The organism is Nocardioides nitrophenolicus (assembly GCF_016907515.1).
Taxonomy (GTDB): domain Bacteria; phylum Actinomycetota; class Actinomycetes; order Propionibacteriales; family Nocardioidaceae; genus Nocardioides; species Nocardioides nitrophenolicus.
Map to the genome: position 1 here is coordinate 2,041,144 of NZ_JAFBBY010000001.1, position 20,165 is coordinate 2,061,308.

General features: G+C 74.6%; 14 protein-coding genes. 4 read left to right on the plus strand and 10 right to left on the minus strand.

Annotated elements, in window-relative coordinates; all coding sequences use genetic code 11:
* Positions 1-155 precede the first annotated feature (155 nt).
* Positions 156-2,030, minus strand: a complete 1,875-nt coding sequence (locus JOD66_RS10020; RefSeq protein WP_204836727.1) for a serine/threonine-protein kinase — start codon at positions 2,028-2,030, stop codon at positions 156-158.
* A 268-nt stretch (positions 2,031-2,298) separates the two neighbouring features.
* On the opposite strand from JOD66_RS10020, the gene JOD66_RS10025 reads away from it, so the two are divergent.
* The gene (locus tag JOD66_RS10025; protein WP_204836728.1) at positions 2,299-4,482 is read left to right on the plus strand and encodes a sensor histidine kinase; all 2,184 of its coding nucleotides are present in this window, start codon (positions 2,299-2,301) and stop codon (positions 4,480-4,482) included.
* Here JOD66_RS10025 and JOD66_RS10030 read toward each other — a convergent pair.
* Both JOD66_RS10030 and JOD66_RS10035 read right to left on the minus strand, forming a co-directional pair.
* Entirely contained in the window at positions 4,445-5,074 is a 630-nt protein-coding gene (locus JOD66_RS10030; RefSeq protein ID WP_239546107.1) for a response regulator, read from the minus strand. The two genes, JOD66_RS10025 and JOD66_RS10030, sit on opposite strands and share 38 nt — an antisense overlap.
* A gap of 96 nt (positions 5,075-5,170) precedes the next feature.
* Positions 5,171-7,363 carry an MMPL family transporter gene (locus tag JOD66_RS10035; RefSeq protein WP_204836730.1) on the minus strand — a complete coding sequence of 731 codons (2,193 nt, stop codon included), beginning with the start codon at positions 7,361-7,363 and terminating at the stop codon, positions 5,171-5,173.
* 124 nt (positions 7,364-7,487) lie between these two features.
* Between JOD66_RS10035 and JOD66_RS10040 the strand changes: the two genes are divergently transcribed.
* Positions 7,488-8,258: a TetR/AcrR family transcriptional regulator gene (locus JOD66_RS10040; RefSeq protein ID WP_204836731.1), complete on the plus strand. Its 771-nt coding sequence runs from the start codon at positions 7,488-7,490 to the stop codon at positions 8,256-8,258.
* Between the two features lie 90 nt (positions 8,259-8,348).
* Here JOD66_RS10040 and JOD66_RS10045 read toward each other — a convergent pair whose 3' ends face one another.
* Together JOD66_RS10045 and JOD66_RS10050 are read right to left on the minus strand one after the other, a co-directional pair.
* Entirely contained in the window at positions 8,349-9,629 is a 1,281-nt protein-coding gene (locus tag JOD66_RS10045; protein WP_204836732.1) for an FAD-binding oxidoreductase, read from the minus strand.
* 143 nt (positions 9,630-9,772) lie between these two features.
* A complete protein-coding gene (locus JOD66_RS10050; RefSeq protein WP_204836733.1) occupies positions 9,773-11,176 on the minus strand; it encodes an Ig-like domain-containing protein in 1,404 nt (467 codons plus the stop codon).
* Between the two features lie 137 nt (positions 11,177-11,313).
* Between JOD66_RS10050 and JOD66_RS10055 the strand changes: the two genes are divergently transcribed.
* Entirely contained in the window at positions 11,314-12,714 is a 1,401-nt protein-coding gene (locus tag JOD66_RS10055; RefSeq protein WP_204836734.1) for a BTAD domain-containing putative transcriptional regulator, read from the plus strand.
* On the plus strand, positions 12,711-14,723 hold the full coding sequence (locus tag JOD66_RS10060; protein ID WP_204836735.1) for a sensor histidine kinase: 2,013 nt from the start codon (positions 12,711-12,713) through the stop codon (positions 14,721-14,723). Before JOD66_RS10055 ends, JOD66_RS10060 begins: the two co-directional genes overlap by 4 nt.
* Positions 14,724-14,767: 44 nt before the next feature.
* Here JOD66_RS10060 and JOD66_RS10065 read toward each other — a convergent pair whose 3' ends face one another.
* From JOD66_RS10065 to JOD66_RS10085, 5 genes are all read right to left on the minus strand, one after another.
* Entirely contained in the window at positions 14,768-15,499 is a 732-nt protein-coding gene (locus JOD66_RS10065) for a hemerythrin domain-containing protein (RefSeq protein ID WP_204836736.1), read from the minus strand.
* 53 nt (positions 15,500-15,552) lie between these two features.
* Positions 15,553-16,245 carry an NAD-dependent deacylase gene (locus tag JOD66_RS10070; RefSeq protein ID WP_204836737.1) on the minus strand — a complete coding sequence of 231 codons (693 nt, stop codon included), beginning with the start codon at positions 16,243-16,245 and terminating at the stop codon, positions 15,553-15,555.
* A 73-nt stretch (positions 16,246-16,318) separates the two neighbouring features.
* Positions 16,319-17,506, minus strand: coding sequence for an elongation factor Tu (gene tuf / locus JOD66_RS10075; RefSeq protein ID WP_204836738.1), 1,188 nt, complete (start codon positions 17,504-17,506; stop codon positions 16,319-16,321).
* Positions 17,507-17,878: 372 nt separating this feature from the next.
* A complete protein-coding gene (locus JOD66_RS10080; RefSeq protein ID WP_204836739.1) occupies positions 17,879-18,964 on the minus strand; it encodes a tetratricopeptide repeat-containing glycosyltransferase in 1,086 nt (361 codons plus the stop codon).
* An 84-nt stretch (positions 18,965-19,048) separates the two neighbouring features.
* Positions 19,049-20,161 (minus strand): BclA C-terminal domain-containing protein, encoded by a 1,113-nt coding sequence (locus JOD66_RS10085; protein WP_204836740.1) that lies wholly within the window; start codon positions 20,159-20,161, stop codon positions 19,049-19,051.
* Positions 20,162-20,165 lie beyond the last annotated feature (4 nt).

Genomic DNA, 20,165 nt, shown 5'->3' on the forward strand with positions numbered 1-20,165 from the left:
GCGTCAGGGTTGGTCGTCGACCTCGCTCGTCTGGTCGGGGTCGGGATTCACCACGGGATGTAGCCGAACCCGTGGTTCTGTAGCGGAGTTCCGCTACAGAAGCGGTCATTCACCTACATCCCGTGGTGAATCCCCAGCCAGCACGACCCACGTGCTCAGCCCGCGCCACCCGGCAACCCGGCGAGCAGCTCGTCGAGGTCCAGGATCAGCGCCGGGTCGGGCGCCTCGATGGTCGCGTCCTGGTCGATCTCGGAGAACTCGAAGTGGTCGACGTCGGACTCGTCGATCCGCAGCACGTAGTGGGGCTCGGCCACCCGGATGCTGAGCACCTCCCGCTGGGAGCCCTCGGTCTGCTCGATCCGGACCGCGCGCTGGCCGCCGACCGTGGTCGTGCCGAGGCTCTTCGCGGTGGCGTTCTCACGCCCGTCGCGCTCGAGCAGCTCGTCGAGGTCGCAGAAGGAGTCGATGCTGTCGGCCATCGAGTCGTCGACGACCCACTTGTCGCCGACCAGGCGCAGGACCAGGGCCGCCGTGCCGGCGCCGAGGGTGCCGTCCCAGAACTTCGCGTCGGCGCGCAGCCAGGTCGTGTCGCCGACGTGGAGGATCTCGGCGCTGCCACCCGAGCTGGTCGAGGTCAGCTTGCCCTTGCAGTCGCCACGGGTGGTGGCGACGACGTCGACCTTCACCGTGTCGGAGCCGTCGGCGAACTCGCCGCGGATCCGCGCCGTCTCGACGACGGCCATGTCCTTCTCCGACGCGCGGACGATGTCCTTGGCCGGCTGGTCGAGGAAGGCGTCGTCGCCGCTCGGGCCGCCGTCGCGGGTCAGCAGGGCGGCGGCGACGCCGATCCCGGTCGCCAGCAGGACGGCGAGCAGGGCGAGCAGCAGCCAGGTCCGCACGCCGGGTCCGCTCCGTCGCGGCGGACCGGCCGGACCCGCCGACGCGGTCTGGACGGGAGACGCCGGCGCCGGCGGTGGTGTCGGCGGTGGCGCCGGCGGTGGTGTCGGCGGTGGTGTCGCGACGAACGGGGCCGGGTTCGCGGGCGGCGGCGGCATCGTCGTCGCCGGCGCGGGCGGAGCGGCGGCGACCGGGCGGGCGACCGGGCGGGCCACCGGGCGCACGGCGGTGGCGCCCCGCTCCTCGGGCTGCGCGGCCCCGGGCGTGACCGGGAGCCGCAGCGCGGCCTGCAGGTCCGCGCTCATCTCGGCGGCGCGCTGGTAGCGGTCCGCCGGGTCCTTGCCCATCGCGGTCCGCAGGATCCGGTTGGTGGCGTGCACCATCGCACTGGTGCCGGCCAGCTGCGGGACCGGGTCGCGCACGTGGGCGGCGATCAGCTGGTACTCCGAGTCGCCGAGGTACGGCGGTCGCCCGGTCAGGGTCACCCAGAGCAGGCAGCCCAGCGCGTAGAGGTCGCTGACCGCGCTGGCGCGGGCGCCGCCGTGCAGCTCCGGAGCCATGTACGACGGCGTACCGGCCGCCGTCGAGCTGAACCGGGTCGCGTCGGCGTTCATCCGCCGGGCGATGCCGAAGTCGGCGAGATAGGCGCGCACCGAGCCGGGGCGCCGGCGTACCAGCACGTTGCCGGGCTTGATGTCGCGGTGCACCAGCCCGGCGTCGTGTGCGTCGGCGAGCCCGCTGGTGACCTGCTCGATGATCTCCAGCGCCTCCACCAGCGACGGCACGCCCTCGGTGCGGATCAGGTGACCGAGGTCGCCGCCGGAGATCAGCTGGCTGGCGATGTAGAGGTGGCCGTCCTCCTCGCCGTGGGCGTAGACCGCCACGACGTGGGCCGACTCGAGCGACGCCTGGGCCCGGGCCTCGCGGGTGAACCGCTCCCGGAACTCGGGGTCGTGCGCGAACAGCGGCGCGATGACCTTCAGCGCCACCTCGCGGCCGAGGCTCTCCTCCATCGCGCGGTACACGACACCCATGCCGCCCTGACCGAGCTGCTCGAGGATCCGGAACCGCCCGATCCGCGCACCCACCGAGGCGGGCGCGCCCGGATCGCCGGGGCCGGGATAGGGGGACACACCGTCTGTTCTACCGGACGACGATGACGACGAGGAGCGCGGCGCCGGTCACCGGCCCGGCCAACCCCCCAGTTGCTCCGAGAACACCGGCCGGCGCGGTACGAAGCGCCGCGGCTCCTCGTGCACGAGGTCCGCTCCCCCACGGTGCGGCCCCGTCCCCGATTCTCCCGGCCCCGGCGGGGGCGAGGCCACCAGCGGAATCGAGGACAGCGGAACCGCCGAGGTCGCTGACTAGCATCGGGTCAGCGGCTCGACAGAGGAGAAGCTCGTGGAGGGGACCTCACGGCCGACGCGCGCCATCGCCGCGTCCGTCGAGCGCGGCCTCCACATCGCGATCGGCGTCGTCATCCTCGCCAAGACGACGGTGTTCGCGGCCTCGCTGACCGAGCGCGCGTCGTACGACGCCGGCGACGTCGCCCTGTCGCTGGCGGTGGTCGGGTGCGTGGGGCTGGCCGGCGTGCGCTGCGTGCTGGGCCGGCCGGGTCGCGTCGACGTCCTGCTCTGCACCCTCGCCATGGTCGCGGGTGCGCTGCTCCACCAGGGGAGCACGCCACGGGCCGGAGCGGCCGACTCGCCGATCATCCACCTGGTCGAGCCGATGCTGCTCGTACTGGCCGCCCGGCTGCCCGCCGCCACGGTCCTCGCCCTCGCCGGGCTGTACGTGCTGCTGCGCTGGGAGACCGGGGGCAGCGCGATCGCCCTGCGGTACGGCGTCCAGGAGGCCGCGTTCATCGCCGGGACCGTGCTCGCGGTGTTCGTGCTGGTCGGCCTGATGCGCCGGACGTCGGCCCGGGCCGAGGAGGCGCTGCGGGCGGAGGGGGCCCGCCAGGCCGCCGCCGGCGATCGGGCGGAGGTGGAGGCGACGGCGTTCGTCCACGACGACCTGGTGCCCGCGCTGCTGTCCGTCGCGAGCCTGCCGCGCGCGGAGCCGACCCTGGCCGCGGCCACCGCCGCCCTGGACGGGCTGACGACGCAGGCGCCCGTCCCGTCGCGCGCACCGCTGGCCGACCAGCTCCGCGCGGTGGCCGACAGCAGCGGGCTCGACGTGGTCCTGGTGGTTCGTGGCCGGCGGGCCGTCGTACCGGAGGACGTGCGGGACGCGCTGGTCGGCGCCGTCCGGGAGGCACTGCGCAATGTCGCGCGCCACAGCGGCGGGCACCGCGCGACGATCACCCTCACCCAGCGCGCGGGCCGGGTGCGCCTCACCGTGGAGGACGACGGCGTCGGCTTCGTGGTCACGCCGGGCGTGGGGCTGCGGGTGGCCGTGACCGGTCGGGTGGAGGCCGCCGGCGGCACCGCGCGCGTCGCGAGCACCCCGGGCGCGGGCACCGTGGTCACCCTCGACTGGCGAGCGCACCGGATCGCCCGGCTGCTCGGGCTCTCCTCCGACAACGACACCTTCGCCCGCGCGGCCGTCGGCCGCCCGGGCCGGGCCGCGCTGCGCGTGTGCGGCGTGCTGGTGGCGGGCTACGCCGCGTCCGGCCTGCTGCTCGCGTTCGACGGCGTACGCCAGCCGGCGACCTGGGCCGGTGCGGCCGCCGTGTCGGTGCTGGTGGTGCTCCTGGCCCGCCGCATCGACCGTGGACCGGTCTCGGTCGGCCCCCTCGTGCTCGGCGCCCTGGTACCGGCCGCCGTGCTCGCCACGGTCCTGCCGACGGTGTCGGTCGACGGCCTCGGCGGGCTGGAGTCGTGGATCGTCGAGTTCACGGCGCTGCCGGCGATGGTGCTGGCCTGGACCAGCTCGCTGCGCGTGGTCGCACTGCTCCTCGTCCCCAACGCGGTCGTGATCGCCTGCGTCGCCCTCCAGGCCGGGCTCCCGGCCGCCGACCTGCCGCACCTGCTGTTCGTGCAGCCGCTCAACACCTTCTTCGTCGCCGTCATCATCGGCGTGTGCCGTCGGGCCGGCCTGGTGCTCGCCGGGATCGGGGCCACCCCCGACTGCGATCGCGCCGGCGCCACCCGCGGGCTGCTCGGCCCGCTGCTGCCCGAGGTCGAGCGGACCCTCGCCAAGCCGACCTGCATCGAGACCGCCGCCGGGGCGGCGGTGCTGGCCCACGCCGTCCGCGACTGCCTCTATCTCCCCGGCCCCGCGCACCTCGCACTGCGCGAGGAGCTGCACCAGCTGCGCCGGACCGGCACCCACGTCGTGGTCAACCTCCACGACCCGCTGGCCGCCAGCGCCACCCTCGCGAGCGCCGTGGCGGTGCTGCGGGCCGTCGCTCCGGGGCGGGTGACGCTCTCCGGCACCGGTACGCGGGCCAGCCTGGTCGTCGTACCCGCCGTCTCGGCGGCCGCCGCGGACGCCGTCACGGCCGCCCTGCCACGCACCTGGGTCGCGACCTTCGACCCCGACGCCACCCTGCTGGCCGGTCCGCCCGGCGAGCTGGAGGTCGCGGCCGTGGCCGGCTGCGAGGTCAGCCCTCCAGGTGACCGTCGGCCCGCGCACGGCTGATCAGCCCGTGCACGTTGCCGGTCTCGATCCCGCCCTCGCGGTAGGCGCGGGCCGCCCGGGCGAGATGCTCGCGCACGGTCACCTCGCCGATGCCCAGCTGCCGGGCCACCAGGCGGTACGGCAGGCCGGCACTCACCGCGCGCAGGATCTCGATCTGGCGCGGTGAGAGCCGGGCGCCGACGTCCTCGTCGGACAGCAGCATGGTCGCGAGCTGGCTCGAGCAGGCCAGCTCACCGGCGACCGCGTCCCGGATCGACTGGGCGATCGACTCCACCGGGTCGACCTTGAGGATCAGCCCGGCCGCTCCGGCGTCGATCGCCCGGCGTACCGGCACCGGCCGCTCCTCGGCCGTGAACAGCACCACGACCAGGCCGTGGTCGACCAGGGTCGCGACGGTCTCGTGGGCCGCCGGCTGGCCCGGGATCCGCATGTCGAGCAGCACCACGTCCAGGCCCCCGGACGCCCGCTCCAGGAGCTCGCGCGCCGAGCCGGCGATCGCCACCAGGCGCATGTCGGGCGCGGTCTCGGCGAAGGCCGCCCCCAGCCCCAACAGCACCACGGGGTGGTTGTCGATCGCCCCCACCCGGATCATCCGGCTCACGAGGGCGATCATCGACGGGCGCTCGCCCCGCTGTATCCGGAATCCGACGTTTTTTGCGATCTAGGCTCCGGTCCGGCTCGGACCGGTCTAGACCAGCACCCGATCCCGGGCGGTGGGGTCGGCCGGACCGGCGGGGTCGACGGGATCGACGGGGCCGGCCGGCTCGGAACCGCCCTCGCGGAAGCCGTGGCGCTCCCACCAACGGGCGAGCGGGGCCGGGGCCCACCAGTTCCAGCGCCCGAGGAGCTTCATGGTGGCCGGCACGAGCAGGGCACGCACCACGGTCGCGTCGACCAGGATCGCGACCAGCATGCCGAGCCCGAGCATCTTCATGAACACCACGCCGCTGAGACTGAACGCGCCGATCACGACGGCGAGCAGGAGCGCGGCACTGGTGATGATCCGGCCGGTCTTCTGCACGCCGGTCTGCACGGCGAGGTCGTTGTCGCCGGTCGCGTCCCACTGCTCCCGGACGCGCGACAGCAGGAACACCTCGTAGTCCATGGACAGGCCGAACAGCACCGCGAGCATCACGATCGGGTTGGTCAGGTCGAGGAAGCCCTGGGGGGTGAAGCCGAGCAGGTCGGCCAGGTGGCCGTCGCTGAAGATCCAGGTCACGACGCCGAACGACGCGGTGATCGAGAAGCCGTTCATCAGCACCGCCTTCAGCGGCAGCACCACCGAGCCGAACGCCAGGAAGAGCAGCACCAGCATCACGCCCACCACGATCACGCCCATCAGCGGCAGGTGGTCGCCCACCGATCCGGCCAGGTCGACGGTGTCGGCGGTGAGCCCGCCGACCAGGGCGTCCGCGCCGTCGGGAGCCGTCACCGCACGCAGGTCGCGCACCACCTGCTGCGAGTGCCCGGTCTGGCTGTTGCCCTCCCACGCCGCGCGCAGCAGCGTCGTGTCGCCCTCGGTCGCGACCGGACGGACGTCGACGACGCCCCCGACCTCCCCCAGGGCCCGCTCGTACGCCGCCACACCGGCCTGGTCCTCGCCCCGCACCAGGATGTTGGCGGTCGAGCGCTCCGGGCCGAACTCGCTGTTCAACCGCTCCGAGGCCTCGTGCGACGGGGTGTCCGACGGCAGCACCCGGTAGTCGACGCTGCCCCACTTCACGCCGAGGAAGGGCGAGGCGACCGCGAGCAGCACCACGACCACGGCGGTCGCGACGACCACCGGACGGCGCATCACGGCACGGGCCAGCCGAGCCCACGCCCCGTGGTCGGTCTCGACCGGGGTGGGCCGCTGCAGGAACGGGATCCGCAGCGCGTCGATGCGGGTGCCGAGCAGGGCCAGCACCGCGGGCAGGACCGTCAGCGCGGCGAGCATCGCGATCAGCACCGCCGCGATGCCGCCGTACCCGATGGACTTCAGGAAGGTCTGCGGGAAGACGAGCAGCGAGCTCATCGCGGCCGCGACCGTCAAGGCCGAGAAGGCGACCGTGCGGCCCGCGGTGGCCATGGTCCGCACCACCGCGCCGCGGGTGTCGCCCGGATCGCGGGCGATCTCCTCACGGAAGCGGGAGACCACGAAGAGGGCGTAGTCGATCGCCAGTCCCAGCCCCAGCAGGGTGATGATGTTGGGCGCGAAGATCGACACGTCGACGAGCTGGTTGAGACCCGCGATGGTCGCCCGGGCGCCGAGCACCGCCACCAGGCCGACCAGCAGCGGCATCAGCGCCGCCACGACGCTGCGGAAGATGATGAGCGAGAGGATCAGCACGATCGGCAGCGACACCAGCTCGGCGCGCAGCAGGTCGGACTTCGTCTCCTCGTTGACGTCGGTGTAGACGGCGTACGGACCCGCGAGCTCGGTGTGCAGCTCGCTGCGCTCGACCACCGGGCGCATCTCGTCGAAGGAGTCGATGAAGTCGTTCTGGCTCTCACCGGCGAGGGAGACGTAGACGGCCGTGGCGTGACCGTCCTTGCTGAGCATCGCGGGGTCCTGGACGTCGTACCAGGTGAGCACCGAGACGACGCTCGCCTCCGGGATCGCCGCCACGGTCCGCTCGACCTCGGCCCGGAACGCCGGGGCGGAGGCCTCCTCGTCGTCGCTGGAGAAGATCACGACGGCGTCGATGGACCGGTTGCCGAAGGTCTCCCGCTCGAGGGCGAGCTCGCGGGCCGACTCGGTGCCGGGGTCGTCGAAGCCGCCGGCCGAGAGCTTGTCCTCCAGGCCGACGCCGGCCACGGCGGCGAGCGCGGTCACGCCGAGCCCGACCAGCAGCACCGCCACGGCCCGCCGCACCACCAGTGCGCCCCATCGCTCGATCATGCCGACTCCTCCGGTGAAGCTCCGTGAACTGCCATCAGTTTGGTGAACGCCATTAACCGTAAACGGTGTAAACTTCGGTCGTCAAGTGTTAACCCCGGTGACCCGGGCCTACTCGAGGAGCCCCGTGCCCCATCTGCGTGCACCCGCCACCCGAAGGGAACGCCAGCGCGAGGCGACCTACGACGAGATCGTCGAGGTCGCCGCCCGCCTGCTCGCGGAGGGCGCCGACCTCTCGCTGCGCGCGGTCGCCGCGGCGATGGGGATGACCGCGCCGGCGCTGTATCGCTATGTCGCGAGCTACCAGCAGCTGGTCGACCTGGTGGCGTTCGAGCTCGACAAGGCCGCGACGGCGGAGTGGGCGGCGGCCGCCGCCCGGTTCCCCGAGGACGACCCGGCCGCGCGGCTGGTGGTGGCGTGCGCGCGCTTCCGGCAGTGGGCCCTGGTGAAGCCACGCGAGTTCGCCCTGGTGTTCGCCAACCCGATCGCCGAGGCCGACAGCGACCGTCGGGAGCTGCTCACCCTGTCGACGTCGGGCCACTACTTCACCGACCTGCTCTGGCAGATCTGGGAGCTCTACCAGTTCCCCTTCCCGGCCCTCGACGAGCTCGACCCGGTGATCCGCGCGTCGGTCCTCGACCCCCTCATCCCGGCCAAGGCCGATCACATCCCGCCCGAGGACCGCGGCCTGCTGTGGGTCTACATGCGCGCCTGGTCGGCGCTCTACGGCGTGGTGACCCTGGAGTCCACCGGCCACTGCGACCCGCGGGTGATCGAGTCCGGCCAGCTCTTCCGGGCCACCCTGCTCGACTGGCTGGAGCCCCTCGGCCTGCGCCACGAGCGGGAGCGGGTCACCCGGATCCTCGACGAGGAGCTCGCCCGCCCCGACTCCCCCTGACCCGGCAGAAACTTGTGCCGGGTGGGCGCCGACCCGGCACAAGTTTCTGCCGGGTCGGCGGGTCTCGGGAGCCAGTTCGCGCCGGGTCGGTCAGTGGTTGATGACGCCGGCCGGGTCGTAGCTGCGGCGGACCTGCTCCAGCCGCGCGCGGACCTCGTCCGGCCAGGCGGCGTCGAGCGCCGTCGGCTGGTTGAGCGCGCCGACGAAGTTGGGCTGGAAGCGTCCGCTCGCCCAGGGCGCCAGGGCCCGGGCCAGGCCGCCGACCGCGGCGGGCACCGGCCCGGCGAACAGCTCGGGCACGGGAGCGCTGACGACGAACAGCCCGTACGCCGCGTCCCGTCCGGCGACCGCGTCCGGGCGGGACGGCGGCTGGGCGAGGCGACCGCCGAGGCGGCGTACCTCGACGACGGCGAGCGGCGCCTCGACCTGCGGCCCGGCCGCCCCGAGCAGCGCCCGGACCGCGTCGAGGTCGAAGGACGCCAGCAGCGCACCGGCCTCGAGCACCGGCATCGGCTCCTCCGGGTCGGCGTGGACGGCGCCGATCGCGGCGACCGGCAGCGTCGCGACGGTGTCGACGATCGGCCGGGCGACCTTGCGGATCGGCTCCAGCAGCGCCCGGCCCGTCGACTCGTCCCCGACGATCGCGACCCGGACGTGGACGACGCACCGGCCGCGCAGCGGCTCGGGTACCGAGGGCAGGTCGGGCAGCCGCAGCAGCGCCGCGGAGGTGTTGACCTCGTCGGGCATCCGGGCCGACCAGGCCGCCCACTCGCCGAGGACCGCCTCGGCGTCGGCCGCGTCGAAGAACAGGCCGCCGCCGTACACCGCGTGCAGCGGGACCATGTCGATCTCGGCGGCGGTCACCACGCCGGGCGCGTGCTTGCCCCCGAGCAGCGCCGCGAACAGGTCGGGATGGCTGCTCGCGGACGCCGTCACCAGCTCGCCCGTCCCGGTGACGATCTCGAAGGACCGGACGTGGTCGGCCGCCCAGCCGTAGGTGCGACCGAGCGGGCTGAGGCCGCCGCCGAGGAGGTAGCCGATCACGCCGACGGCGGGCGCGGAGCCCGCGAGCGGCGCCAGGCCGTGGGGTGCGGCGGCGGCGATGACCTGCGCCCAGGTGGTGCCGGCGCCGACCCGGGCGCGGGCCGCCGCGGCGTCGACCTGGACGCCGGCGAGCTCGCGGGTCAGCAGCGCGACGCCGCCCTCGATCGGACGCGCCCAGCCGTGACCGGCCCCGATCGGGTGGACCTGCTCACCGGCGGCCGCCGCGGCACGGACGGCGGCGGCGACCTCCTCCGGCGTGCGAGGTACGACGACCGAGCGGGGCGCGTGGGCGGGGGCGAGGTTGAACATCGGCAGGGGATGCGACATGGCGGGGCTCTCTCGGGATCGGTGGAGACGGGAAGCAGTGGAGACGGCGGGGGAGACAGGGGACGGGGACAGGGGACGGGGACAGGGGACGGGGACAGGGGACGGGGTGGCGCCGCCCGAGCGGCGCCACCCCGGGGGGACGGTCAGCGGCGCGGGATCTTGACCTTCCAGCTCGCCACGGCGGCGAGCACGTCCGGTGCGCCGAGGTAGCGCACGGTGATCCGGCGCTTGCCGGGCTTGAGGCCCTTGAGCTTCAGCTTCACGACGCCGTCGGCGGCGACGGGCAGCGTGCGGACCACCTTCGCGCCGACGAGGACCTGGACCTGGCCGGTGAGCGGCGTGGTGCGGCCCGGTGCGACGACGCTCGCCCGGACGACGGCGAGCCGCTTGGCCCGCTTGACCTTGACCGTGCCGGTGACCTGGGCGGTGAAGGTTCCCTTGCCCGCCTGGTCCGCGGGACTCTTGCCCGGACCGGGGTCCTCGCCGGGACCGGGGTCCTGCCCCGGCTTGGTCACGGTGACCGTGCGGGCGGCGGAGGCCGAGCCCTCGAACACGTCGTTGCCGAGGTACTCCAGGCTCAGGCTGTGCTCGCCGACGGCGAGGTCACCCAACGGGAAGCGCACGGTACCGGGGCCGGTGACCTCGACCTCGGCGCCGGTCGGGACGCCGCGGTCGAGCAGCCGGACCCGGCCGACCAGCCCGGCGACCTCGAACCCGGAGCTCAGCGTGGCGGAGATGGCAGCGTTGCTGTCGCCCTGCTCGTGCGTGGCGCTGCCCGGAAGCAGCTCCAGTGAGGTCGGGACCCGGCTCGGGAGCACCTCCAGCGCGGCGACGCGGGTGCTGCTGAAGGCCAGCAGGTCGGTCTCCGAGGTGAGGAAGTACAGCTCCCAGCGGCCGGGGTGGGTCGCGGCGAACTGCTGCAGGGCGTAGGTGTGCGGGCCGGCGCCGTCGTAGCCGCCCTCGCTGATGACCACGTCGGGACCGCCGCCGACCGGCTGCGCGAGCAGCGTGTAGGCGCCGCGGAGCGGCGCGTCGGGAGCGGTGCTGCTGACGGAGACCCGCAGGTCGACCGGGCGGTACTGAGCGACCCGCAGGTCGTCGACGGCGGCCGTCGAGGTCACCGCCGCCTTGCCGACGGTGAAGGTGAGCCGCGAGGACTGGATGGACTGGACCTCCTTGGTGACCTCGAGCGTGACGCTGTAGCTGCCGGGCTTGAACCGCGGCGAGGTCGGCCACGAGATGACGCCCTCGTGGTCCGAGGTGGCGAGCACGTCGGTGAGCGGGCTGTCCTTGGTCGGCGTGTAGTAGACCGTCGCGTGCGTCTCCTGGGCGGTGTAGTTCGTCCGGAAGGTGAGCGACTGGTTCTTGCCGTACGCCGGCGAGGCGCCCATCGACAGCGACACGAACTTCAGCGCGGGACCGTCCGGGTTGGGGTCGTTGGGATCGTCGTCGTCGAGGGCGTGGGCCGGGGCCAGGGTGAGGAGGAGGGCCAGCACTGCCAGCAGCGCGGCCCCCACCCCCAGCGGCCGGGGTCGGGGGGATGACATGGGTACTCCATTTCGTTCGTGGACTCTCGCCGGGCAGCCTGCGGGCCACTGCTGGGAGCGCACTGGGCTCCCGGGCGATCGGACCGGTCCTGGCAAAGCCCCAGTCGGCTCCCAGTCGCGCGCCTACGATGACGGGCGTGCAGATCGACGTCCTGGGGCCGGTCCGGGTGCGCCGGGACGGCGTCGAGATCGACCTCGGGACGCCCCGACAGCGCGCGATCGTCGCCGCGCTCGCCCTCGAGCAGGGCCGGGTGCTGTCCGTGCCCGGGCTGATCGCCCGGGTCTGGGGCGACCACCCGCCGGCCAGCGTGCAGGGCACCCTGCAGAGCTATGTCGGCCACCTGCGACGGGCCCTGGAGCCCGACCGAGGCCCCCGGCAGCCGGCCCGGGTGCTGATCACCGAGCACAGCGGGTATGCGCTGCGCATCGACCGCCCGCACCGCGACGACGCGGTGCTCGCCGACACCGTCGCGCAGGCCCGGGAGCTGCTGGCCGTCGTCCCCGACCCGCTGCGGCCCAGCGCGCCCTCGGCCGCACGGGAGCCGATCGAGCACGCCCTCGCCGCCGTCGACCTCGCGCTCGCCGCCTGGCGCGGCGTCCCGTACGCCGACCTCGACGACGACCCGGACACCCGGGCCGAGCGGGCCCGCCTCGAGGACCACCGGGCCACCGCCGAGGAGCTGCGGGTGGTGGCGCACCTCGCGCTCGGCCGCCACGACGAGATCGCCTCGGCGCTGGAGGCGATGACGCGCGCCCACCCGCTGCACGAGCGGTGGTGGACGCTGTGGGCGGTCGCGCTGGCCCGCTCCGGTCGGCAGGCCGACGCGCTGGCGGCCCTCCAACGACTGCACGCCGTGCTCGACGAGGAGCTCGGCGTCGAGCCGAGCGCGCCGGTCCGTGAGCTGCAGACCGCGATCCTGCGCCAGGACCCGTCGGTGACCTGGCAGCCCACGGCGGCGCCGGCCACCCCGTCGGCCGGGCCCGATCCCTGGCTGTGGCAGCGGGTCCTGGATCCGCTGCGCACACCGGCCGCCCCGGCCGCCCCTGCCGGCACCGCGGACCCCCGGGAAGGCGTCGGCGACACCGCCGGCGACGGCCCCACCGCCGCGCTGCGGGTCGCCGTCGTGGACGACCACCCGGTGTTCCGGATGGGCATGACCGGCCTGCTCGGCTCGCTCGACGGCCTGGAGCTGGTCGGCGCGGCCGGCGATCCCCCGGGCGCCCACGAGCTGGTGGCGCGCGGGGTGGACGTGGTGCTGATGGACCTGGACCTGGCCGGCGACTCCGGGATCGAGCTGACCCGCGCCCTGCTCGCCACCCACCCCGACCTCAAGGTGCTGGTGATGACGATGCACGAGGACGACGACTACGTGACCGGTGCGCTGCAGGCCGGGGCGGCGGGCTACCTGCTGAAGTCGGCCGAGGCCGGCGACGTGCTGCGCGCGATCCGCGGCGTGGCCCGGGGCGAGCTGATCATCGGCGCCGCCGTCGCCCATGCCGCCCGCTCGCGGCTGGCCGCGCCGGTGGACCCGCGGTGAGCCTGGCCGCGACCGTACGCCGACCGGCCGCCCCGGCGTACCGGAGCGCCGGGGCGTGGACGGTCGCGGCCTGGTTGGTCGCCGGGCTGGCCTGGTCGATGGCGCTGGCCGCGGTGATCACCCTCGTCACGACCGCGATGCAGCCCGCGGAGGTCGCCAGCTGGGTGATGGACGTGGTGACCGCCGTGGTCTACGGCATCGTCGTGGTGATGATGCTGCCGCGCTCGCGGCATCCGGTGGTCTGGATCCTGGTGCTCACCTCGCTCGGCACGGGTGCCGCCGCCCTGGCGACGGCCTACCTGGCGGTGGGCGGGAACCCGCCCGGACAGGGCCTGGCGTTCTACGCGCAGTACTGGGCCTGGCCGCCCGGGGTGTACGCCACCGTCATCGTGATCCCGCTCCTCGTCGTACCGGGCACGCGGCGGCGCTGGCCGGTGCTGGCCCTGGCGGTGGTGCTGATCGCGGCGACCACGCTGCCCAACCTGACCGCGACCGCCCCGGGCCTGCCGCCCAACCCGTTCGGGGTCGACGTGGCCTGGTGGCAGTCCCTGCGGGGGGACCTCGGCTGGTGGCCGACCCGCGCGGTGGCCCTGCTCGGCGCCGCCGAGTGGGTCTGGCTGGCGGTCCTGGTCCGCCGCACGACCGGGCCCCGACGACGCGGACTCACCTGGCTGCTCGCGGGCCACGCCGCGATGGTGGTCGCCCTCGCGGCGTTCGCGCTGCCGGTGCCGGCGGCCTGGGTGCCGACCGCCACCGAGATCAGCGGGACGCTGCTGCTGCTCGCGCAGCTCTTCCTGCCCGCCGCACTGCTGGTGCTGGTCCTCGGCCAACAGCTCTGGGGCGTGGACGCGCGGGTCAACCGGGCCGTCGTGTGGGCGGTCACCACCGTCGCGATCGCGCTGTCGTACCTGCTGCTCGTCGGCCTCACCACCTGGCTGCTGCCGCACGAGTCCGAGCTCGGCCTCGCCCTCGCCGTCGGGGTGGTCGGCCTCGGCTCGGCTCCCCTGCGCCGACTGGTGCAGCGCCGGGTCGACGAGCTCGTGTACGGCGCCGGCGCCGATCCCGCCCGGCTGCTGTCGAGCGCCGAGCGGCGCGGGGAGTACGACGTCGACGGGCTCGCGACGGCGCTCACCCGCAGCCTGCGCCTGGCCGAGGTGCACATCGTCGCGGAGCAGCCGGGCACGCCACCGCGGGAGCCGGTGGTGCGCGACGGCGACGTGACCATCCCGCTGCGCAGCCGCGGTCGGCGGATCGGGCTGCTCGTCGCCACGCCCCGCCCGGGCGAGCGGCTGGACCAGCGCACCACCCGGACGCTGACGGAGGTCGCCGGCCTGGTCGGCATCACCATCGACCTCACCCAGTCGGTCGACGCCCTGACCGCGGCCCGCCGACGGCTGACCGAGATCCGGCACGAGGAGCGCAGAACCCTGCGCCGCGACCTGCACGACGGACTCGGGCCGGCCCTCGCCGGCATCCGGCTCGGACTGCTCGCGGCGCGGGGCCTGCAGCAGCGCGACCCCCGGGCGGCCGAGGAGATGCTCGACACCCTGGAGCGCGAGCTGGCCCAGCAGGGCGAGGAGGTACGCCGGCTGAGCCGGTCGCTGGTGCCGCTCGCGCTGGACGACGGCGACCTCGCCTCCGCGCTCGCCTCGCTCGCGGAGCGGTTCAGCGGAGCGGACCTGGAGGTCCGGGTCAGCGTGGCCGCCGACGTCGACCTGGCGCCCTCGGTGCAGGTCGCGATCTACCAGCTCGCGAGCGAGGCGCTGCTCAACGTGCAGCGCCACGCCGCCGCCGGCCGCTGCGACATCGTGCTGCGCCGCCGGGCCGACGGCGGGACGCTGTTCATCGTGTCCGACAACGGCGTCGGGATCGTCCCCGGCGCCGCCGAGGGCGTCGGCCTGCGCTCGATGCGCGAGCGGGCCGAGGAGCTCGGCGGGATCCTCGAGGTGACCGCGCCGAGCACCGGAACCGGCACCCGGCTGGAGCTCCGGCTGCCCGCGGCCGACTGACCCGGCGACTGACCCGGCGACTGACCCGACGGCGCCGGGCCCGGTCAGGCGACGTACTTGAAGGCCGCGCGCTGGTGGCGCAGGAAGCGCCCGCGCGACACCCGGAGGATCAGCGCGAAGCCGGGACCGGCCGCCCTGACCAGCCCGGTGACGACCTCGTCCGGCACCTCGTGCACCATCCACGGCAGCTGGAAGCGCAGCTCGCCGAGACTCGGGCGGCCACGGAACTCGCGGCGCTCCAGGTCCGCCCACTCCCCGCCGCCGACGTGGCGCTGGACCAGCACCACGGCATCGCGCTCCTCGTGGCCGAGGTGGTCGTCGAGGACCTGCCGGGTCTCGGCGAGGACGCCCGGGAGCTCGGCGAGGGCGGCCTCGTCGGGGCCGGCGACCAGCCGGCCGACCAGGTCGGCGCAGCGATCCAGCAGTGGGTCGATGAGCGCGTGCTCGGCCTCCATCGCACTCAGCACGGCCCGGCCCTCGGCGTCCGCCGCCGCGCTGACGCGTTCGAGCAGCAGCGGCCACAGCACCCGGTCCTCGACCGCGTGGTGCTCGTGGAGGTGGTGGGCGAAGCGCTCCCAGCGCAGGCCGATCTCGCCCCAGGCCGTGCGGTCCTCGAGCGGCGTGCGCTCGGCGGCCGCGAGCAGGTCGCGCAGGTCGCGCCGGAAGGCGTGATGCATGAGGTACATGCCGCTCAGGTCGCACGGCCCGGGCGGCGAGGCGGCCTGGCCGGGCAGGAGGACGGTGGGGTGGGTGGTGGGCTCGGTGTGCCTGCTCATGCGGCGAGCATGGGTGCGGGCACTGGGAGGGGACTGGGGATGCGCCGGGGCGCTCAGGTCCAGAGCACCTCACGCGCCCACAGCGGCACCAGGTCGCCGGCCCGGCCCTGCCGGGACTCGTGGAAGAAGTGACTGCCCTCGCTGGGATCGAGGTTGAGCTCGAGGGTGCGCGCGCCGTGGCGGCGGGCGTGCTGGACGAAGCCGGCGGCGGGGTAGACCGCGCCGGAGGTGCCGATCGAGACGAAGGTGCTCGCCTCGGAGAGCGCGTCGGCGATCCGGTCCATCTCGTAGGGCACCTCGCCGAACCAGACCACGTCGGGACGCAGCTCGTGGGCGCCGCAGCCCGGACAGGCCGGCTCGTCGGCGAGGGTGCCGGACCACGGGAAGGTGCGACCGCAGGCGCGGCACTGTGCCTTGAGCAGCTCGCCGTGCATGTGGATCACGTTGCGCGACCCGGCCCGCTCGTGGAGGTCGTCGATGTTCTGGGTGACGACGAGCAGGCCGGTGCCGAGGGTCTCCTCGAGCTCGGCGAGCGCCCGGTGGGCCGGGTTCGGCTCGACCGTGGCCAGCGCGGCCCGGCGCTCGTCGTAGAAGCGCTGCACCAGCGCGCGGTCGCGCTCGAAGCCCTCGGGCGTGGCGACGTCCTCGACCCGATGGCCCTCCCAGAGGCCGTCGGCGTCGCGGAAGGTCGGCACCCCGCTCTCGGCGGAGATGCCGGCACCGGTCAGGACGACGATCTGAGGCACGGACGGAGGCTACCCGCCTCGCTGGTGACGACCGTCACCCGTCCGTGCCCCAGACGGTCTCGGGCCCGCCCGCTCAGTCGAGCAGCGCCACGACGGTGCCCGCCGCGACGGTCCGGCCGCCCTCGCGAACGGCGAACCCGAGGCCGACCTCCATCGCGACCGGCTTGCCGAGCTCGACGACCACCTCGACGGTGTCGCCCGGCGCCACCACGGCCACCTCGCCGAGGTCCATCCCGCCCGACACGTCGGTCGTGCGGAAGTAGAACTGCGGGCGGTAGTCGGCCGCGAACGGCGTGTGCCGGCCGCCCTCGGCCGTGCTCAGGGCGTGCAGGTTCGCGCGGAACCGGGCGTGGGGCGTGACCGAGCCGGGCGCCACCAGCACCTGGCCGCGGCGTACCTCGTCGCGGCGGACACCGCGCAACAGGACGGCCGCGTTGTCGCCGGCCTGGACCTCGTCGAGGGTCTTGCCGAACGTCTCCAGCCCGGTCGCGACGCTCGCGAGCGTCGGGCCGAGCCCAACCACCTCGACCGCCTCCCCCGCGCGCAGCGAGCCGCGCTCGACCGCGCCGGTGACGACCGTGCCGCGCCCACTGATGGTCAGCACGTTCTCGATCGGCATCAGGAACGGCTCCCCGAGCTCGCGCTCGGGGACCGGGACGTAGTCGTCGACCGCCTGGAGCAGCTCGACGACCGAGGCCGTCCACCGCGGGTCGCCCTCCAGCGCCCGGAGCGCGGAGACCCGCACCACGGGCACCTCGTCGCCGGGGAAGCCGTACTCGCCGAGCAGCTCGCGCAGCTCGAGCTCGACCAGGTCGAGCAGCTCGTCGTCCTCGACGGCGTCGGCCTTGTTGAGCGCCACCACGAGATAGGGCACGCCGACCCGCCGAGCGAGCAGCACGTGCTCGCGGGTCTGCGGCATCGCCCCGTCCTGCGCGGACACGACCAGGATCGCGGCGTCCACCTGGGCGGCGCCGGTGATCATGTTCTTGACGTAGTCGGCGTGCCCCGGCATGTCGACGTGGGCGTAGTGGCGGGTCGCCGTCTCGTACTCCACGTGCGCGATGTTGATCGTGATCCCCCGCTGGACCTCCTCGGGAGCGCGGTCGATCCCGTCGAAGGCGACGAAGGTGTTCTGGGTCGGGTCGGCGTCGGCGAGCACCTTGGTGATCGCCGCGGTCAGCGTGGTCTTGCCGTGGTCGACGTGACCCATCGTCCCGATGTTGAGGTGCGGCTTGGTCCGCACGAACTGGCCCTTGGCCATGGTGAGTCTGCTTCCTTGCTGGTGGTTCGTCGGCGTACGACGTGGGCGAGGGCGTGCCAGGCCGCTCGCGCCCGGGACCGGGTGGGACCGACCCTCCTCCTTCGGTCCCGCTGGGGCGGGAGGAGGGTCAGCGTCGCGCGCCGGCCCGCGCTGCGACCGGCAGGACTGCCGGGAGCGCGGTGGTGCGGGCGAACATGCGGATCACGATAGGCAGCAACGCCGCGGCGTGCCACCGGATTCCCCGGGGGTGGGCCGGCGGCTGTCGGGGCTGGGGATTCACCACGGGATGTAGGCGAGTGGCCGCTTCTGTAGCGGAGTTCCACTACAGAAGTGGCCACTCATCTACATCCCGTGATGAATCCCAGACCAGCCTCAGCCGGCCAGGCCCCGCTCGCACCACTCCACGTTGGCCCGCAGCCGCGGGTCGTCGGGACCCGCGGCGACGGCGCGGCGGGCGGCGGCCAGGCCCTCGTCGTAGCGGCCCGTCCAGTAGGCGCTCACGGCGACCTCGTCCCAGGCCCGCCAGGCATAGGTCGCGGTGTCGACGAAGAGCGCCTCACCGCCGGGCATCGGGAGGGTGGCGGCGGTGCGGGCGTAGAGGAGGGCGACCTCGTAGCGCTCGCGCGAGCGCTCCAGCCGGGCCGCCTCGACGAGCGGCTCGGCCCGCCAGGGACAGTGCTGGTACGCCGCCAGGTGGGCGTCGATCACGGCGGTGACCGGCTCGCCGAGCCGCTCGCGCAGTTTGGCCGACTGGAAGCGGGCCTGCCAGCGCTCCTGGTCCCAGCCGGCCGGGTTGTCGATCCGGACGCCGTACGCCGCGAGCGCCCGCTCGAGCTCGCCGGCGTCGCGCCAGGACTGGGCGAGGTAGAACTGCAGGCGCGGGTTCTCCGGATCCTCGCGCAGCGCCCGCTCGATGAGCGCGGCGTCCTTGCGGTAGGTGTCGGGATCGCCCGCGCGGGCGCCGTCGTGGTTGACCAGGACGGTGGGCGCGGGCAGCGAGCCCAGGCTCGCGCCGGGCAGGTCGAGATACTCGTGGATCGGCCCGACCCAGCGCCACGGGTCGTCGAGCCGGACCAGGCACAGCCGGGCGTAGGTCGTGCCGCCGTAGCTGACCTGGAGGTGGTAGCCCGAGGCGGTGAGCTCGGGCCGGGCGTCGGGCAGGTCCTGGAGCTGCTCGTCGGCGTCGATCCACAGCGCGTGGTCGCCGGGCCCCCGATGGGCGCTGGCCCGGGCGAGGTCGAGAACCTCCTGCCGGTTGTGCCCGAAGTCGACCCACGGCCGCTCGACCAGCTCGCCGGGGATCCCGGCCATGGCCTCGCGCACCAGGTCCTGGGTGCCGTCGGTGGAGCCGGTGTCGGCGACGACCCACCAGTCGACGTACGGACGGACGCTGTCGAGGCAGCGCCGGATCACGTGCGCCTCGTCCTTGACGATCATCATCAGGCCGATGCCGGGCACGCGCGGATCTCCTTGTCGGGGTCGCGAGGGACGAGGGGTGGGACGAGGGGGCGGCGCCGATTGGGCACCGCCCCCTCGCGCACGCTAGCCGACCCGGACGATCGACAGGCTCGCGCCGGCACTGCCGTTCAGCGTCAGCGCCCCCAGCAGACCGTAGGCCTCGAGGCTGAGCACGTCACCGGCGGCGAGGGGGATGGTCGCCGTGCCGGACCAGCCGGCCACCGCGGCCACCGCGTTGTCGTCGAGCAGCCCGCTCGGGGTGCCGTTGACCGTCACCCTCACGCCCATCAGCAGGCCCGCCGTGGCCTGCACCTGGAAGGAGACCTGGTAGACGCCGGCGGTGTCGACCGTGAAGTCGGTGTCCGCGCCGCTCGCGGTGACGCCCGACGTCGCGCCGGACGTGGCCAGCGGGATCGTCGTGCCGCCGAGCACGACGGCGACGACCGATCCGCTGTTGTTCTGGAACGAGCCGTACACCGGGGCGACGCCCGCGCCCGCGGCGCCGGTCGCACCGGTCGCACCCGTCGCGCCGTCGGCGCCGGCCGGACCGGTCGCACCGGTGGGTCCGGTCGGGCCCGTGGGGCCGGTGGCGCCGGTCGCACCCAGCGCTCCGGTCGCGCCGTCGACGCCGTCCGTGCCGTCCGCGCCGGTCGCACCCGTGGCACCCGTCGGACCGGTCGGGCCGGTCACGCCGATGGCTCCGGTGATGCCCGTCGCGCCGGTGGCGCCGGTCGCACCGGTCGCGCCGGTCGCGCCGGTCGCGCCGTCGGCTCCGGCCACTCCGGTGGCACCCGTCGCGCCGGTCGCGCCGTCGGCTCCGGGAGTACCGGCCGCGCCGGTCGCGCCCTGGGCACCCGGGGCGCCCGGGGCACCGGTGGCGCCGGTGGCGCCCTTGGCACCCGGCGTACCGGCCTCGGCACCCTTGACCTTGACGACCTTGCCGACCTTCCAGCGGATCAGCCGCTCACCCGGTCCGCACTTGCGCTGCTCGCCGTCGACCAGCCAGCGACCGTTCTTCAGGATCAGGCGCAGCGCGCCGGTCTGGGTGTCGTAGCAGCCGACCACCTGGCGCCGCGCCTTGGCCGCCTGGTCCGCGGCCGCGGACGCGGGCACGTGCGGGAACAGGGTGGCCGCGGTGGTGGCCATGACCGAGACCGAGTACAGCCCGGCCTGACGCCACTTCTTGTTCATCGACATGGAG

Coding starts and splice junctions, on each gene's coding strand:
- JOD66_RS10030 (WP_239546107.1), bottom strand. CDS start 5,074: ATGATCCGGGTGGGGGCGATCGACAACCACCCCGTGGTGCTGTTGGGG.
- JOD66_RS10035 (WP_204836730.1), bottom strand. CDS start 7,363: ATGATCGAGCGATGGGGCGCACTGGTGGTGCGGCGGGCCGTGGCGGTG.
- JOD66_RS10045 (WP_204836732.1), bottom strand. CDS start 9,629: ATGTCGCATCCCCTGCCGATGTTCAACCTCGCCCCCGCCCACGCGCCC.
- JOD66_RS10050 (WP_204836733.1), bottom strand. CDS start 11,176: ATGTCATCCCCCCGACCCCGGCCGCTGGGGGTGGGGGCCGCGCTGCTG.
- JOD66_RS10065 (WP_204836736.1), bottom strand. CDS start 15,499: ATGAGCAGGCACACCGAGCCCACCACCCACCCCACCGTCCTCCTGCCC.
- tuf (WP_204836738.1), bottom strand. CDS start 17,506: ATGGCCAAGGGCCAGTTCGTGCGGACCAAGCCGCACCTCAACATCGGG.
- JOD66_RS10085 (WP_204836740.1), bottom strand. CDS start 20,161: ATGTCGATGAACAAGAAGTGGCGTCAGGCCGGGCTGTACTCGGTCTCG.